Below are 16,350 nucleotides of genomic sequence, written 5' to 3' on the forward strand. Positions count from 1 at the left end.
GTGCAACTGTCGGAACGACAAAACGACACAGGAATAGTACCAACCGTTGCCTCGGCTGCTCTCAAGTAGCGTCGGTGTGTCCACTCAGTCAGTCGTCGATCGGCGCCGCACTCGAGAGCGCCTCGTCGATTTCAGCGTCTTCCATTTTGTCGACCAGAGCGTCGATGACCTCCTCGCGCTTGCCCTTCACGAACTTGATCGAGCCAACGACGAGGTGGCCGCCGCCGGAGACGCCGCCGCCGGGCACTTCCTCCTCGAGTTCGGAGACCATCTGTGGGATGTCGAGGCGAACGCCGTCGGAGCGGAGCACGGCGAAGTCAGGGCCGTAGCCGACCGTGATGACGGGATCGCCGGTTTCCTCGATTTTGCGGTCGTGGATCTCGCCCGTCGTCTTGCCCGGTGCGGGGTAGGTAAAGCGGTGGGCATAGTTCTCGACGTCGATCCGGTAGAGGTGGGCATCGTTATCCAGGTCCTCGTGCTCGAGGTGGGCCATCGCGGCGTCGAGTTGCTCGTCAACCTCCTCGCGGGCGCGGTCGGCGAAGAACGAGACGAGGTCGCGGTGGCGCTCCTCCTCGTCGCTGTTAATCTGGAGCAGGTCCTGAATGAGCTGATCGCCGGAGTTGTAGCGCAGCCAGAAGGCCGCGTAGTCTAACGCCTCGCTGACGTCCTGCAGGCGGTCCTCGTCATAGCCTTCCTCGACGGCGAGGTCGATGTAGTCGTCCATCGCGTCGGCCTTCGAGCGGTCCGAAATGCCGGCGACGGCGGGGACGTGACGGAGTTCGTCCGTGATGTCCGGGTAGATCATCCGCGCGAGTTCGACACAGAGCATGCCCGTCGTGATCCGGTAGTCCTCGTCGTGGAGGTACGGATTGACGTGGGCGTCGAGCAGGTCACCGACTGCGTCGGGATCCGGATGGTGGTGATCGATCGCGACGATCGGAATGTCGTAGTGTGCCAGCGTCTCGTAGGCCGGGACGTCCTCGGCCGTCGAACCGTTGTCCAGCATCAGCAAGAGGGGCAGCTGCTGGCCGTGTTTCTCGCGGTCCTCGAGTGCGAAGTTCAGGTCGCGCGTCGCGTCCTCCATCTCGTAGAACGGAGCCTTCGCGGGCAGGCGCTTGATGAGGTGCTGTGGTGCATCATCGTCCTCGTGCACCTCGGCGATGAAGCGCTCGAGTGCGATCTGGACCGGGACTGCGGCACACATCCCGTCGCCGTCCGCGTGGTGGCGAACGCGAATCGGGCGGCCCTCGAGTACGGTTCGGCGCAGCAGGGTCGCGACTTCCTGGAGGTCGTCGCGGAGCTTTTCGAACGCGGGCCAGTCGATTAGCGGCGCGACATCGTGTGGCTCGGCGCGCGATTCGAGTGCGTCCTCGAGTCGATCGCGGGCTTCCTCGGCGGTCTCGCCCTCGAGTTTCGAGAGGCCGTCGACTTCGATCTGGACGGAGCCCTCGCGGTGTTCGGGGGTGCCGGTGACGCGGACGACGTCGCCGACCTCGACGGACGGGTAGGCGCGGACGCCGGCCTCTTCGAAGGCGGCACAGGGGACGACGCCGGATTCGTCGGTGACGTGGAAAATCGTCGGGCCGCCGGTCTGTTTGACCTGCACGACTTCGCCTTCGAGGTGGATCTGTTCGCCGACGGTTCCCTCGAGACGGTCAGTGCCGGTCAGGGAGTAGTCGTGGGTGACGGCTTCGACGGTCGTCCCGTCGTCGAGATCGACCTCGGCCGGTTCGAACGCCATGTCACCGTTGTCGCGAACGGTTTCGAGTTCGACGACGAGTTCGTCGCCGACGGCGAAGGTGCCTTCGAGAACAGACTCGTGGACGAGTCCGGAGACGGATTCGGAGAGATCGACGAAGACGCCGTAGTCGACGATACCGTTGATTTCAGCGAGGTAGGGTTGGTTCTGCTCGACATCCTCTGCGGTACAATCTGCATCGAGATCGTAGACGACGGAATCCCCGTCGTCTTCGCCGGGGACCCCGGCGGACTCACGTGTCATCTTGAGTGTCCGGTTAGTGACGGCTGCGTATAACCCTTGTCAAGAAGGGATGTCAGTCGTCGATCCCAAAACTGCAGGCAGTGGCGGGGCTGGCGTCGCGACGGCTATGTTGGTTGGTGAGACACGGCGGTTGGATTGGCGGCACGATGGTTGAACTGGTGATCTGATGGATGGATTGGCGGCACGGCGATTGATTCGCCGCAACACATCAGGAACACTGCTCGCCACGCGACCATCGGAACGTTTAGCAACCGCACCCTCCGATGATGGTGTATGGGGCTGCTCGACGCGCTGTTTCGCTCGAACGAAATCCTCGGCATCGCCGAGGAGACACTCGAGTTCGCGATCGAATCTTCGGAGGCGTCCCACCCCAACGAGTACATGGGGTTTCTGCGGGGGACCGAGGCGTCTCGACTGGGACTCGAACAAGAGGGGCTCGTCATCACGGACGTGCTGGTGGTGCCGGGAACGGAAGCAAACAGCGTGAGCGCGACGGTTAAGACGAGCCAGATTCCGAACGACGTGAAGGCGCTCGGGAGCGTTCACTCCCATCCAAACGGCGTGATCAGTCCGAGCAGTGCGGATCTGGAGACGTTCGGCCGCGGGAGTGTGCATATCATTATCGGCGCACCGTACCGCCGTCGCGACTGGAAGGCGTTCGACTCGCAGGGCAAGCGCACGACCCTGAACGTGATCGACGTCGACCTGCCCGAAACCGAGGACTTCTTCGATTTCACGCAGGCAGATATCGACGAGGAACTGTATTGAGACGGGAAACTGTGTGAGCGTGAGAGACATGCTGACGCTGACACAGCGGCTGACGCAGACACCGAAACCGAAACCAACGTGAGACCGACACTGGAATCCACACGATGATTCAGCAGACGAGCACGAAACGCCAGCAACAACGGCGACAGATCTCGATTTCGAGGACGGAACTGAGGACGAATCTATGACGAACGACAACCCACGGACGGTGATCGCACAGGGAACCTTCGATCTGTTACACCCCGGTCACGTCCACTATCTCGAGGAGGCCGCCGCAATGGGTGACGAATTATACGTAATCGTCGCACGGAAATCGAACGTCGATCACAAGAAAGCGCCCATCTGTTCGGCCGCACAGCGGCGGGACGTCGTCGATGCGCTCGAAGTCGTGGACGAAGCTATCCTTGGTCACGAGGAGGATATCTTCGTCCCGATCGAGCGAATTGATCCCGACGTGATTGCACTCGGTCACGACCAGCACCACGACGCGGATGCCATCGAGGATGAACTCGAGCGCCGCGGGATCGACTGTGTCGTCGACCGTGCGAGCGGTCGCGAGTCGACACGCGAGGACGAGGTACTTTCGACCAGATTGATCATCGACCGAATTCTCGAGCGGCGTGATAGATAGACAGATTGCTACGTGACTTCCTCCTGTAGTACTCTAAGTCGCCGTTCACAACCGTATAACGGCTCCCAAGCGAAACAGCATACCCCTCGACTCAGAAAGAGGCAATAGTTGCCGAGAGAAGTGACGAGGACCCAGCCGAACAGTGGTTTGATGCTCGAATGCGGCCCCTGGTCAGCACACCCGATCGAAGCCGCGTCAATTCTTTCCCCTATCTCACCAAAAACGCCATAATTGCCAGGTAGAGGCCCTGAAACCGCAAACTTTTGAATGTGGAGAACAGAGGAAACGACCATGCAGACTGATCCAACTCGCAGGACGTTCCTGGCGGGCAGTGCGACTGCAGGTATCGTTGCAGTCGCCGGCTGTGCCAGCGACGGGGATGGCAACGGTGGCGAAGATGGGGCTGAAAACGGCGACGAAAACGGAGACGCCGAGGAGTTCGACTACACCGTCGACGCCGAACTCGAGGAGGGTGATGGCTCCTACGAACTCTGGGCGCTCGACCAGGGTCGCGACGACATCTTCACGTACGAACCAGCCCCCGAGGGCGACGACGAATTCGCGCTGACGAACCACATCGATCTGAACGAACTCGAGGACCTCCCAGCGGAGGGCATCGTTCCGCACATGATCGACTTCAGTTCGGACTACGAGTACGCCGCCATCGCCTGTACGGCCGGCGCGCGAACGCTCGTCTTCCGAACCGACGACCACGAACTCGTCGCCGACATCGACACGGGCGAGGGATCGCACATGGCCGCGTTCACCCCCGAGGACGACTATATCCACGTCGACGCGATCGGTGAGGGTGCAATCGTCCGCGTCGAGGCCGACCTCGACAGCGAATCGTTCGAGGTCGTCGACGAAATCGTCGTCCTGGAGGACGACACCGTCCAGGACGCCGGCATCGAAAGCGGCTCGCCGATCTGTCACCAGTACGCCCACGACGGGCGCTCGCTGCACACGCTCGGTCCGAGCTACCACGACGGTGCGCTCGTGATCGTCGACCACGAGGAGTTCACCGTCGACACGGCAATCTCCGGCGACACGCTGCCGACGAACTGTGGCACGATGCCACACCCGACCGAGGAGAAGTTCTACCTCACCGCTGGCCTGCCATCCAGCGACAGTGAGGGCGTCGGTGACTACTACGTCTACAACACCGCTGAGGACGAGGTCATCGTCGACGGCGAGTCGACCGAGGGAATCGACGCACACGGCTTTTGGTTCACGCCAGACGGCGAGGAGCTGTGGGTGCTGAACCGTGAAACCAACGACGGTGTCATCGTCGACCCCGAGACCGACGAGGTCAAGGAGACCATCGACGCCTACGGTCCCGCTCAGGACGACGATCCTGCTGAGAGCGACGCACCCGACATCATGTGGACCTCGCCCGACGGCGAGTACATGTTCGTCACCCTACGCGGCCCAGCACCGCTCTCTGGCGACCCACACGCTGCAACCGGTGTGACGCCCGGCGTCTCGGTTATCAGCGTCGAGGACCGTGAGCACGTCGACGTACTCGAGCCGTTCCCAATTGAGGAGTTCGACGACGAACACATCGAACTCGCCCAGGACGACGAGGAAGACGGTCCACGAACGCCTGACTTCCACGGCCTCGGCGTTCGTCCGATCGAGACGTTCGAGACAGAAATTACGAACTCGCCGCCGTTCTGAGACGCGTCTCGACGGCCGCAGTCATTGACTATTTGATCGTTTTGGGCGACAGTCTTCCCCGGTAGGAAGGAGCCAGCAGTAGCTGTGTCGCAGTTGAGTTCGAGTCGGGTGTGAGTCTGTCTGGAATTGAACTTGCGACGACTAGCAGCTGTCGCTCAATTCATTCGAATAACCGGCGGCGGCAATCGGAACGAGTCGACTGTATGGCCGGTCTCGACGAAGTGCTCGATCGCTTCTTTCGAAACGTCTGCCTCGGACCGCCCTTCCCCGGTGCTGCACTGCCACTCACACTCCAGACAGTACTTATACATCTACGTTGTCGTCCGGTGTACCACTGGGAAAGTCTCGTGCAGGACATAGAAGGCGCGAACAAACACGGACGTTGGTTCTCGGAGGCCAAATACCGTCGTCGATCAGTCGCTCAGTACTCGCCCGAATCCGACTCGCGCGTTAGGCCCGGATTCGTCACCGCACCGTTCGACGCGGAGTCGAAGTCACGGCCGTACTTCGCCAGCACGCCACTGTCGTACGCTGGCGCGGGTTGCTCCCACTCCTCGCGGCGAGCGTCGAGTTCGGCGTCATCGAGGTCGACCGCGAGTTCGCGCTCCGGAATATCAACCGTGATCTCGTCGCCGTCCTCCAGCAGTCCAATCGGACCGCCGACGAACGCCTCGGGGGCGACGTGGCCGATCATTGGCCCGCGGGTACCACCGGAGAACCGACCGTCAGTGATGAGCGCCACGTCGTCCTCGTGGCCGGCACCGACGACTGCGGCAGTGACGCCGAGCATCTCGCGCATCCCGGGGCCACCCTTCGGCCCCTCGTTGCGGATGACAATCACGTCGCCGCTCTCGATGTGACCCTCCTGAACGTACTCCATGGCAGCCTCCTCGTCCTCGAAGACGCGGGCCGGCCCCTGGTGGTAGAACTCGTCGTCACCGGTGACCTTGAGCACCGCGCCGTCGGGTGCGAGAGAGCCCGAGAGGATCTTGATCGCGCCCTCGTCCTCCTTTGGATCATCCACGGAGTAGAGGAAGTCCGCCTCAATCTCGTCGTCAGCCGGCAGGTCGAGGCGCTCGAGTTCCTCCTCGACTGTCCGGCCAGTGACGGTCATCGCATCGCTGTGATAGAGATCGGACTCGAGTAGCCGACGGATGACGATTGGGACGCCCCCGATCTCGTGGAGGTCGTTCATCACGCGGTCGCCGCCGGGAGCGAGGTCGGCGATCTTCGGCGTGCGCCGGGAGATTTCGTCGAAGTCCTCGATTTCGAGGTCGATGCCGGCCTCGCGGGCGAGCGCGAGCAGGTGAAGCACGCCGTTGGTCGAGCCGCCAATCGCGGTCTGGAGCGCGATGGCGTTCTCGAAGGACTTTCGGGTGAGGATGTCGGAGGGGCGTCGATTCTCTTCGACGACTTCGACGGCGAGTTCGCCGGCGCGGCGGGCGACTTCGTAGCGCTCTTCGTCCTCTGCGGGTGGAGACGCGCTGCCGAGCGGTGCGAGGCCCAGTGCTTCGGAGACGGAGGCCATCGTGTTCGCGGTGAACATGCCGCCACAGGAGCCTGCGCCGGGGCAGGCGCTGCGCTCTAGGTCGTCCAGTTCCTCGGCGTCCATCTCGCCGGTGCCGTAGGTGCCGACGCCCTCGAAGACGCTGACGATGGTCACGTCTCGGCCCTCGTGCTGGCCCGGCATGATCGAGCCGCCGTAGAGGAAGACCGAGGGGAGGTCCGTCCGGATCGCGGCCATCATCATCCCGGGCAGGTTCTTGTCACAGCCCGCGACGGTGACGAGGCCGTCGATGCGCTCGCCGAACGTCACGAGTTCGACGCTGTCGGCGATGAGTTCTCGCGAAATAAGCGAGGCTTTCATCCCCTCAGTTCCCATCGAAATCGCATCCGAGATGGTGATCGTGCCGAACTCGATCGGCATCCCGCCGGCCTCGTCCGCGCCCTCGAGTGCGGACTCGGCGACGTCGTCGAGGTGAACGTTACAGGGAGTGATGTCAGCTGCCGGGTTCGGCACGCCGATCATCGGCGAGGAGAGATCGTCGTCGTCGAAGCCCATTGCGCGGAACATCGCCCGGTGGGGTGCCTTCTCCGCCCCTTCGGTGACCTCGCGGCTCCGGAGGCGTTCGTCTTTGCCGTAGTCGAACTCGTCGCTGCTCATGCTCGGACCTTGCGTCGGGAGACCATAAGTCACCGTTTGTCGGTCGTTCTTTCCATGACCGGTGGGACCGGCCGCGGGCGTGTCAGTGACCACCCGTCGTTTCTCTATTTCGAGTGATGGTCACGGATTCTTACCAATTTTCGAGGAAGAAAGTTTATACCCTCCCGTTTATCTCATCGAAGCATGGCACGCGACGATCCGGTACAACAGAACTCGGATGCACAGTCAGCCAACCAACTCCCGAATCTCGTGACGATTGTCGGTCGCGGGGTTCCCTCACGATTCGAAATCGCCGTCGACGGCGAGATCGAGATGGTCGCAGACGATCCCGTTTCCGAGGGTGTCGTGGTTTCTGAGAAGGTCGCAGAGGGGACGATCGACGTGGGCGTCCAGCGATTCCGATTCGCCGGCGAGATGGCGAACGTCCACGTGGTCGACTGGAACGGCGTTCCCGCGCCGGAATCTGCGAGTACACCGACGGTCCACGTCGAGTACGGCGCACCGACCCGGTAACCGCTGCGTATAACGCACCTATTCTGCGGTCTGCTGTCTGTCGTCTACCGCTACGGCTACTGGTTCATAGCGACTGTTCCATAGAGATTGTCCCACAGAGACTGTCGTCAGGCGTTGCCAGCGTCGAAACCCCCTTCCCGAGACCGACCCTACAGCGCGTACACAGACACATGCCGAACGCGAGCGAGTCGGACGCTGGACCGCCCTCACCAGCTGACAGGGAACGCGGCGTGACCGTCAGCGCCGGTGCTCGCCTCCACGTCGGCTTCCAGAACCTCTCGCTCGCTCGCGAACGACTCTACGGCGGCATCGGAATCGGGCTCGAGACACCACGCGTCACCGTTACAGCAGCCCGCGCCGACGAGATCGCCGCCGCAGACCCGCTCGTCCGTGACTATGCCGTTCGGGCGGTCGACGTGCTCGACGTTCCCGGGATCCAAATCAATATCGAGGAACGGCTACCGCGACACGTCGGCCTCGGGAGCGGAACCCAACTCGCACTTGCCGTTCTCGCGGCGACGGCTCACGCCTACGACCTGGAGCCGCGGGTCAGGACGAACGCCCCTGCGATGGGGCGGGGCGGCCGCAGCGGTATCGGCGTCGCCACCTTCGAGAACGGCGGCTTCGTCGTCGACGCTGGACATCCGACGAATCGCTTTACGACCGCGCCGCCGGACGAAGGCGACTGGACAGTCCCACCCGTCGTCGCCCGCCACGACCTGCCCGATGACTGGCGCTTCCTCGTCGTCGTCCCCGACGCCGACCCCGGCCGCAGCGGCACGAACGAGGACGCCAGTATGCGCACCGTCGTCGAACGCGCAGACCCCGCCATCGCGGACGAACTCGCCGGCGTCGTCACCCGGAAACTACTCCCCGCCGCGGCCGCAGGCCGACTCGAGGCCTTCGGCGAGGCGATCCGCGAAATCGGCCGGAAGAACGGTGCGTGGTACACCGACGCCCAGGGCGGCGTCTTCCGCCCGCCCGCCGGTGAACTGGTGGAGGCACTCGAGTCCTGTCCAGTTCTCTCGGGGATCGGGCAGTCCTCGTGGGGGCCAGTCGTCTACGGCGTGACGGACCGCGGCCATGCCGAGGAAGCGGTCGCCGCGGCCGAGGATGCACTCGCAGAACGTGGGCTGTCGGGTGAGGTACTCGTGTCGTGTGCGGCAACGACCGGTGCAACGGTCAAGAAGCACCACCTGCGCCGATAGTGCCAGCCAGCGCGACAGTCGTCGCGATCACGGAAACGGTTCTAAGCCGCTTCTAGGTGGAGACCCGCTATGCGTCGACGACGCTACCTTGCGGCGGGTCTGGGATTCGGGGGCATGGAACTGGCGGGAAGTACACTGTACTCGAGTACCAGTGTCAGTGCACGGCAGGATACCGACCAGACAGCGGAATCGGAATTAATTACGTTCACCGATGCTGGCTCGACAGTCACCGACGAGTTCGAACTCGAAGATGGCGTCACGATCGTCGAAAGTAGCCACGACGGCGACTCGAACTTCATCGTGGATCTCGTTCCCGCCACCGGCGATCGGGCTGAGTTGCTCGTCAATGCGATCGGTGCGTACACCGGTGCGACAGGGCTCATCGCTGCGGAGGGACAGTACCTGCTGGACATCGATGCAGATGGGAATTGGGAGATCGAGATCCAGCAGCCACAGGCCACGGACGACGATGCCGAGTCGTTGCCCGCCACACTTGCGGGCGATACTCCGGACTGGGCGGGGCCGTTTCAGTTCGATGGTCTCGGCGAGGCTCGTGGCGTTCACGAGGGACAGGGGAACTTCATCGTCGAAATCCTTCCGCAGGAGGCGTCCGTTTTTGGACTCACATTCCCCGAACTCGTGTTCAACGAGATCGACCAGTTCGAGGGAGAGACGACGTTCTCACTCGACGGAATTGGATACGTCATCGTCGACGCTGCTGGCCCCTGGGAGGTCGAACTCCTGTCGCACTGACGGCGTCCCACACGGGCGGTAATGACGACGTATTTTTTGCACAGCCGACCGTACAGTCGGGGTATGCAGTTCTGTGACGACTGCGGCTCGATGATGATGGCTGAGGACGACCGGATGGTCTGTACGAACTGTGGTGCGGCGAGCGAGCGCGACCGCGAGCGCGAAGACGAGTTCGTCACCACCGAATCCCAGACCGACGACGAGGTCATCGAGTCCGACGAGAACGCGAACTTCGAAGGCAAGCCGAAGGCGACCGACGTCGTCTGCGACGAGTGTGGCACCCAGGAAGCCTGGTACACACTAAAACAGACCGCCTCCGCGGACGAGCCGCCGACACGATTCTTCAAGTGTACGGAGTGTGGCCATCGCTGGCGGGGCTACAACTGAGTCGGGCCGGGACTTCACCCGGCACCGCCACACCGGACGCAACGTTCACAACGCCCCTCCCATACCTCTAGACGAACACACTGGGACAAACCCAGACACAACGCACACAGCAACCGACATAGACACACAACCAATGCCCAACGGGCCACAACTCCCCGGCGTCGAAACCGAGGACACCGCAGACCGGATCGTCCTCCACGTCGACGCCGACTGCTTCTACGCCGCCTGCGAGCGACTCCGCGAGCCCGAACTCCGCGGCGACCCCGTCGTCGTCGGCATGGGCTACGAACCCGGCGACACCATCGGCGCCGTCGCCACCGCCAGCTACGAAGCCCGCGAGTTCGGCGTCGAAAGCGCCCAGGCAATCTCGACCGCACTCGAGTCCCTGCCGCGGCGCGCCGCCCTTTCACCAGACGCAGACGACCACGATCCAGACCTGACTGAGGACGAGACCGGCTACTACCGCCCCGTCGACATGGACTTCTACGAGTCCGTCGCGGCCGACGTTCGGGAGATCCTCCACGACTGTTCGGACACCGTCCGTGAGGTGAGCATCGACGAGGCCTACCTCGACGTGACCGAGCGCACCGCCTGGGAGGTCGCAGACGGCTTCGCCCGACACGTCAAGGACCGTATTCGGCGCGAGGTCGGCGTCGTCGTCAGTATCGGCGTCGCGCCGACCATGAGCGCGGCCAAGATCGCGAGCGACTTCGACAAGCCGGACGGGCTGACCGTCGTCGAACCCGGAGAAGTGCGGGAGTTTCTCGCCCCGCTGGACGTCGAGTTGCTCCACGGCGTCGGTCCCGTGACGGCGCGCGAACTTCGGGAGATGGGACTCGAGACGGCCGCCGACGTGGCCGCGGCCGATCCCGAGCCGCTGGTCGAGCGCTTCGGCGAGCGCGGTCAGGAACTCTACGACCGCGCCCGTGGTGACGACGACCGTCGCGTCGAACCGAAGGGCGACCCCAAGAGTTTTTCGCGCGAGTCGGCCTTCGCTGAGCCCGTTTCCGATCCGGAGCCCAAGTACGAGCAGATTGAGACCCTCGCTGCGGCCGTCGCCGACCGCGCCCAGCGTGAGGGCGCGCTGTACAGAACCGTCGGTGTCAAGGCCGTCCTGCCGCCGTTCGATGTCAACACCAGAGCGCGGTCGCTTCCCGGCCCGGTCGACGATCCCGACCTCGTCGAGCGGATCACCCGCGACCTGTTCGCCGAGTTCGAGACGGAGCCGGTTCGAAAGCTCGGTGTTCGTGTCGCCAATCTCGAGTTCGCGACGGCGGACCAGACGAGTCTGGACGGGTGGGATGGCGCGGCGACGGCCTCCGGTGGATCTGAAGGCGTGACAACGGATGTGCGGGAAAGAGAGGGGGAACCGGAGTCTGGCACCGGTCCGGAATTGGACTCCGAGACAGATGCCGTTGCTCTCTACGAGTTCGAAGCCGAGTCCGAATCTGAACCCGAACCCGGCTCCGAATCCAAACACGAAACCGGGTCCGGGTCCGAGTCCGAGTCCGAGTCCGAGTCCGAGTCCGAAACCGGACCCGGAACCAGCCCCAGTATGAGCGGCGACGGACAGGAAGCGCTGACAGCGTTCACGGCTAGCTCCGAACCCAATAGCGACACAGCTACAGCTACTGCCGAGAAGAGCGACCCCGTCAGGAACAACGATGAAACCGACGCTGAATCTACCTCGCCTACAACCGAGTCGGCTCCGACAACGCATCGGATACCCGAGGGTCAGACAGTATTGGCCGATTTCACATAGCTCCAAGCGGACAGTGCCACCGGCTACCTCGTCTCGTTCGCCTTTGAAACGGCCGTTCTCGCACTAATCCTCGTTCCAACGTGCTGGAACAACGAGAACACTGATATTATAACAGTTCCCGCACAACGGCAGCGTAGACAGTACGCTCTCGATCGTTTATGACTGAGGATTTCTACGACCTTCTCGAGCTTCCATCCGACGCCTCCCAGGAGGAGATCAAAGATGCCTATCGGGAGAAGGTCCGCGTCTACCACCCAGATCTGAACGACGACGACCGCGCACAAGCGCAGTTCGTCGCCGTCAAGAAAGCCTACGAAATCCTCAGCGAACCGGTCGAGCGCCAGGCCTACGACCGACTCGGGCACAAAGATTACGTCGCGAAGCGAACCAGCGGCATCCCTGACCCCGAAGTCTGGGCGAGTTCGGACGACGACTCGAGTACGAGCGGGGACTCGAGTTCGAGTACGGTTTCGAGTACGGGTTCGAGTACGAGTTCCGATTCGGGTTCGCGCTCCAGTTCCAGTTCCAGTTCTGACACGGACTCAGACGCATACTCGAGTAGCAGGCAGACGACGAAGACGGAGTCAAAGACGACGTCCGGGCGGTCTTCGACGTCGACAGCACGGTCGACATCGACGAGTGGGAGCAAAAGCGGAGGAAGCAAGCGGAGTAGTAGCAGCCGAAACCGAACGAAGCGCGGCTCGTCGAGTTCCAGCCGGAGCTCTCGCTCCAGTTCTGCCTCCAGTACAGACTCGACGAGTGGCTCCGGCTCCAGTCGGGACTCGAGTTCGTCGTCACGTTCGGGCTCTCGTTCCCGTTCCCGTTCCCGTTCACGAACCGGTTCCAGCACCAGTTCGACTGGTTCCAACTCGAGTTCGAGTTCGAGTTCGAGTTCGAGTTCGTCATCGTCATCGCGTTCGCGTTCCCGTTCCCGTTCCCGTTCCCGGGCGAAGACAGAGACAGCGTCAACCAGCACCTCGAGCGGGACAGCGACCAACCGGAACTCGAGGACACGCACACAGCAGGGATCGAGTACAGCTACTGGGAGGAGTAAGGGCGGAGCGGCGAGCGCGACTGGCACCGCCGACTCGAGGACAGCCACCGATTCCGATACCGGCACTGACTCCGACACCGACGACTCGACCACCCGATTCGCCTGGCTCCGAACCAACCCCCTCGCCCGCTGGTGGCGTCGCCAGCGTTTCGGTCTCGCCTTGCTCTGGCTCTCGGTGCTCGTCTACCTCGCCGGCCTCGCCGACTTCGCGCTCGGCAACGAGACGGGACTCGAGTCACTTCGCACCGAACTGGCCGCCGTCGGAACCGACCCCGCCGCGATCTGGGGGGTACTCGAGAGCGGCCGGTACGGCATCGACACAGGCGCGGCGTTCGTCGAGCGGTCGGAAATCGTAACTCCGCCGGTCGCGCCGATGGAGTGGTACGCTGCGCTGGGCGGGTTCGTCGCGCTCGTGCTCGGTGCGATCCTCGTCGTCAGACTCGTGTGGCGCGAGGAGACCTGGCGACCGCTCTCGATCGACGAGACCATCCTGCTCGCGATTGCGCTCGGCGTTTCGACGACGCTGATCGGCGGGCCGCTGCTCGCCGGTGCGGTCCTGATGCCGTTCCTGTTCACCGTCATCGTCGCGCACACACGCCGGGGGCCGGGATGGAAACCCTCGTATGCGTACGTCCTTCCGGTGTTGGCCCCGCTGTGTGGATTCGCTGCCGGGTTCGCGGGCTACGCGACGCTGCCGGTCGATCTGGTGTTGTTCGTCGTCCTGCCACTGCTCGGCGCGCTCGGGCTCCCGTTGCGGGCGACGATCAGAAAGCACCTCGGTCGCTGAGATGTTGGTGACAGACGCGCTGAGACGTTGCTTCAACAGTAGTTCCTACCCAATCCGCGTCGCCACACCCTTCGTCTGCCGATAATCGCTCGCCAGAATCTCACGTAGCGTCTCGAGAATCGCCTCGCGGTCGCCGTCGTCCCACTCGGTTGGATTTCGAATCGGGACGACCATGAACCCGCGACCGCGGATCTCGGTGGCGTGAAGGTCGACCATATTCAGGTCGATCCGGCGGCGTTGGGTCGTGTACTCCCGGAGGACGTGATCCGTCGCCTGCTCGCCGACCGGCAGCAGAATGTGGGCGTTAATCGCCCGGAGTTCGGCGTCGAAGTAGCGCTCGAGTTCCGCGTAGTCGCTCGCGGTCGGCTGGTGGCCGTCCGGGAGACTGCACATATGGACGTAGCTCAGATAGCAGTTCTCGAGTACGGGCTGGTCTCGAGGACCGCTCGCGAAGTCAATGTCGGGGTCGCGGAGAACGTCCTGGATGGCGTTCCCGTTCTCGATTTCGGTGAAGGGGACGCCGGTTCGCTTCCCGCCGTGGACGCCGGGATGGTCGCCGATGACGTGGAAGTCGGCGTTGGCGTCACCGTAGCCGAAGACGGCGGTCCGTTCGTCGGGGCCGCTCCGGTCGAACGGTGGTCTGAGTCCGAACGGGTTGCTCGTCCTGTCGGTGACGTTTTGCACGTTCGTCAGAAGGGGTGGCTGGCCCATAACGGCCGCGGTTGTGGCCCGTCACGACTCGTTCGATCCGTCCGTCTGGAGTTCAGGACCGTCGTTTTCGTCTGCGGCGTCGGACGCTGTCGTGTCTGGTTCGTCTGCAGTGTCTGCGTCGTCGTCTTCGACTGTTGACGTCGATTCGTCGTTGTACTCGTATTCGCACCCGGGCTCGTGCTCGTATTCGTACTCATACTCATCCCGGCCCTCCGCTCCCTTTCTCGATGGCCTTTCTGACTCGTTGCCTCGCTCTTTAGCCGTCCTTCCATCTTCACCGCTATTCTCACTCACACTTCTCTCTCCACCCCCACCAACACTCGAACCGCGACTCGGTGCACTCGTACTCGAGCGCCCCGAGTCCTCGCCCTGGGTGTGGTGTGGATCGATCGCCAGCGTCGAGCCGATCAGCGTCGAGAGGCCGCGCCGGAGTCGCTGAGAGACGGCAGAGTCGGAGATGCCGAGTTCGTGTCCGAGTTCCACGAGCGTTGTCTCTCGTGGGATGTCGAAGTAGCCGGCCTCGTAGGCAGCGACGATCAACTCGCGCTGGGCAGTCGTAAGGCCAAAGCGCTGGTCGTCGCCTGCGCTGACGGCTTCGTGGAGCTGGAGCAGTTCGATCGGGATTTCGCGATCGACACAGGCGGTGTAGAACGTTGATAGTGAGTCGTAGGAGGGGAAGCGAAGGCGGAACGTCCACTGTTCGGCAGTCCCCGTGGCGTTCGTCACGAGCACGTCACTCTCCTGGATCGATTTGAGAATCCCGTTGACGCTCGTTGCCCACTCGATTTCGACGAGGACGGTGTCGTCGAACTCGTCGATGATCGAGACACCGGCGACCATCGACCGGGACTCGAGTGTCGTGATGATGGAAGGGGCGATGTCAGCGGGGACCCAGAGGTAGGGAAGCACCCCTTCGCTCGTCGGGATTGTCGTTTCGATGGAGACGGTCGTATCGTGTGCGCCAGCAGAGTCCAAGACGGATCCAAGCGGGAACGCTGTTGCCGGGACGGCGATGGTGGCGATAACGCTCATCTGTCGGCGGTGGTATCGACAGCGGTCGGCTGGAGGCGCGGGCTCTCGCTCACGGGGGGCTCTCTCGGACGGGTTCGTTCAGTGGTCACTTGGCTATGCATACTACCGATCTTCGCTGATACTTTCCCACGGACTTACAAGTAAGCCCTCGTTAGATATCGAAGCCATTTATCACTGTCTTCGTATTCGATCCAGTGTATCTATACTATTTCTGCTGCTATTCCAACAACTCTGTCGAACGAAATTACCGTTGTCTTTCTGACGGTCTTCGAACAGCCAGAGCGACCAGTGCCATCCGTCTCGCGGAGGGTTTATCATTGGCCGCTGCCTCTCTGGCCACAAATGTATCAGGTCGGCCACTATGGGGCTGCCCTGCTGGTCTACGCGCCGCTTGGCACCGCCGTCGCCGTGGGGGGAGACGAAGGGCTCGCAATCGTCGGTGGGCTCGTCGCTGTTAGCCTCTCAACGCTTCCCGATTTCGACCAGCGAGTGCCGATGCTCGAGCATCGCGGACCGACGCACACGGTCGGGTTTGCACTGCTGGTCGGGGTACTGGTTGCGATGGCTGCTGCCGTGGTAGTCGGACAATCGACGCCGTTCGTCGGGCTTGAACTGCTCGTGTTCGCGTTCGCTGTGGGGACGCTCGCGATCGTCTCACACCTCCTTGCGGACGTGATCACGCCGATGGGAATCCGCCCGTTCTGGCCGCTTTCGAGTCGTCACTACACGTTCGACGTGACTCGGGCGGCAAACCCCATCGCGAATTACGCACTGTTCGGGCTTGGTGTCAGTGCTGTCGTCGTCGCGGTTGGAGTCGTCACGGCCGTCGGGTGACGGTTCTGGTTATCAAGCACAGGCGTAACCCGGCTCCAGGGACCCGGTGACCGGAGAGGAAAACGAT

The 16,350-nt window shown here is 62.9% G+C and carries 15 protein-coding genes and 1 pseudogene; 11 read left to right on the top strand and 5 right to left on the bottom strand.

Annotated features, from left to right (window positions below; genetic code table 11):
* Positions 1–88 precede the first annotated feature (88 nt).
* A complete protein-coding gene (locus NMAG_RS02905; RefSeq protein ID WP_004216356.1) occupies positions 89–2,002 on the bottom strand; it encodes a DHH family phosphoesterase in 1,914 nt (637 codons plus the stop codon).
* A gap of 273 nt (positions 2,003–2,275) precedes the next feature.
* On the opposite strand from NMAG_RS02905, the gene NMAG_RS02910 reads away from it, so the two are divergent.
* The 3 genes from NMAG_RS02910 (at position 2,276) to NMAG_RS02920 (ending at position 5,078) form a co-directional block, all read left to right on the top strand.
* On the top strand, positions 2,276–2,770 hold the full coding sequence (locus NMAG_RS02910) for a Mov34/MPN/PAD-1 family protein (protein ID WP_004216357.1): 495 nt from the start codon (positions 2,276–2,278) through the stop codon (positions 2,768–2,770).
* A 184-nt stretch (positions 2,771–2,954) separates the two neighbouring features.
* Positions 2,955–3,401, top strand: coding sequence for an adenylyltransferase/cytidyltransferase family protein (locus NMAG_RS02915; RefSeq protein WP_004216359.1), 447 nt, complete (start codon positions 2,955–2,957; stop codon positions 3,399–3,401).
* Between the two features lie 291 nt (positions 3,402–3,692).
* The gene (locus NMAG_RS02920) at positions 3,693–5,078 is read left to right on the top strand and encodes a YncE family protein (RefSeq protein WP_012996386.1); all 1,386 of its coding nucleotides are present in this window, start codon (positions 3,693–3,695) and stop codon (positions 5,076–5,078) included.
* Between the two features lie 421 nt (positions 5,079–5,499).
* Here NMAG_RS02920 and ilvD read toward each other — a convergent pair whose 3' ends face one another.
* Positions 5,500–7,242 carry a dihydroxy-acid dehydratase gene (ilvD, locus tag NMAG_RS02925; protein WP_004216361.1) on the bottom strand — a complete coding sequence of 581 codons (1,743 nt, stop codon included), beginning with the start codon at positions 7,240–7,242 and terminating at the stop codon, positions 5,500–5,502.
* Between the two features lie 183 nt (positions 7,243–7,425).
* On the opposite strand from ilvD, the gene NMAG_RS02930 reads away from it, so the two are divergent.
* From NMAG_RS02930 to NMAG_RS22375, 6 genes and pseudogenes are all read left to right on the top strand, one after another.
* Positions 7,426–7,755: a hypothetical protein gene (locus NMAG_RS02930; RefSeq protein WP_004216362.1), complete on the top strand. Its 330-nt coding sequence runs from the start codon at positions 7,426–7,428 to the stop codon at positions 7,753–7,755.
* A gap of 170 nt (positions 7,756–7,925) precedes the next feature.
* Entirely contained in the window at positions 7,926–8,963 is a 1,038-nt protein-coding gene (locus NMAG_RS02935) for a beta-ribofuranosylaminobenzene 5'-phosphate synthase family protein (protein ID WP_004216363.1), read from the top strand.
* Between the two features lie 69 nt (positions 8,964–9,032).
* Complete coding sequence (locus tag NMAG_RS02940) at positions 9,033–9,716, top strand: hypothetical protein (protein ID WP_012996387.1); 684 nt, start codon at positions 9,033–9,035, stop codon at positions 9,714–9,716.
* Positions 9,717–9,779: 63 nt separating this feature from the next.
* Positions 9,780–10,103, top strand: coding sequence for a transcription factor S (locus NMAG_RS02945; protein ID WP_004216366.1), 324 nt, complete (start codon positions 9,780–9,782; stop codon positions 10,101–10,103).
* 133 nt (positions 10,104–10,236) lie between these two features.
* Entirely contained in the window at positions 10,237–11,865 is a 1,629-nt protein-coding gene (locus NMAG_RS02950; RefSeq protein WP_004216367.1) for a DNA polymerase Y family protein, read from the top strand.
* Between the two features lie 158 nt (positions 11,866–12,023).
* Positions 12,024–12,158 (top strand): annotated as a pseudogene (locus tag NMAG_RS22375) (DnaJ domain-containing protein); the annotation flags it as partial.
* A gap of 77 nt (positions 12,159–12,235) precedes the next feature.
* Here the strand turns inward: NMAG_RS22375 and NMAG_RS22380 are convergent.
* Complete coding sequence (locus NMAG_RS22380) at positions 12,236–12,985, bottom strand: hypothetical protein (protein WP_237076834.1); 750 nt, start codon at positions 12,983–12,985, stop codon at positions 12,236–12,238.
* A gap of 109 nt (positions 12,986–13,094) precedes the next feature.
* On the opposite strand from NMAG_RS22380, the gene NMAG_RS21445 reads away from it, so the two are divergent.
* The gene (locus NMAG_RS21445; protein ID WP_012996389.1) at positions 13,095–13,706 is read left to right on the top strand and encodes a hypothetical protein; all 612 of its coding nucleotides are present in this window, start codon (positions 13,095–13,097) and stop codon (positions 13,704–13,706) included.
* 45 nt (positions 13,707–13,751) lie between these two features.
* On the opposite strand, the gene NMAG_RS02970 is transcribed toward NMAG_RS21445, so the two are convergent.
* Together NMAG_RS02970 and NMAG_RS02975 are read right to left on the bottom strand one after the other, a co-directional pair.
* Positions 13,752–14,417 (bottom strand): uracil-DNA glycosylase family protein, encoded by a 666-nt coding sequence (locus NMAG_RS02970; RefSeq protein WP_004216372.1) that lies wholly within the window; start codon positions 14,415–14,417, stop codon positions 13,752–13,754.
* 21 nt (positions 14,418–14,438) lie between these two features.
* On the bottom strand, positions 14,439–15,449 hold the full coding sequence (locus NMAG_RS02975) for a helix-turn-helix domain-containing protein (RefSeq protein ID WP_004216373.1): 1,011 nt from the start codon (positions 15,447–15,449) through the stop codon (positions 14,439–14,441).
* Positions 15,450–15,791: 342 nt separating this feature from the next.
* Between NMAG_RS02975 and NMAG_RS02980 the strand changes: the two genes are divergently transcribed.
* Entirely contained in the window at positions 15,792–16,283 is a 492-nt protein-coding gene (locus NMAG_RS02980; protein ID WP_004216374.1) for a metal-dependent hydrolase, read from the top strand.
* The last annotated feature ends 67 nt before the right edge of the window (positions 16,284–16,350 follow it).

It is taken from the genome of Natrialba magadii ATCC 43099, from assembly GCF_000025625.1.
Taxonomy (GTDB): Archaea; Halobacteriota; Halobacteria; order Halobacteriales; family Natrialbaceae; genus Natrialba; species Natrialba magadii.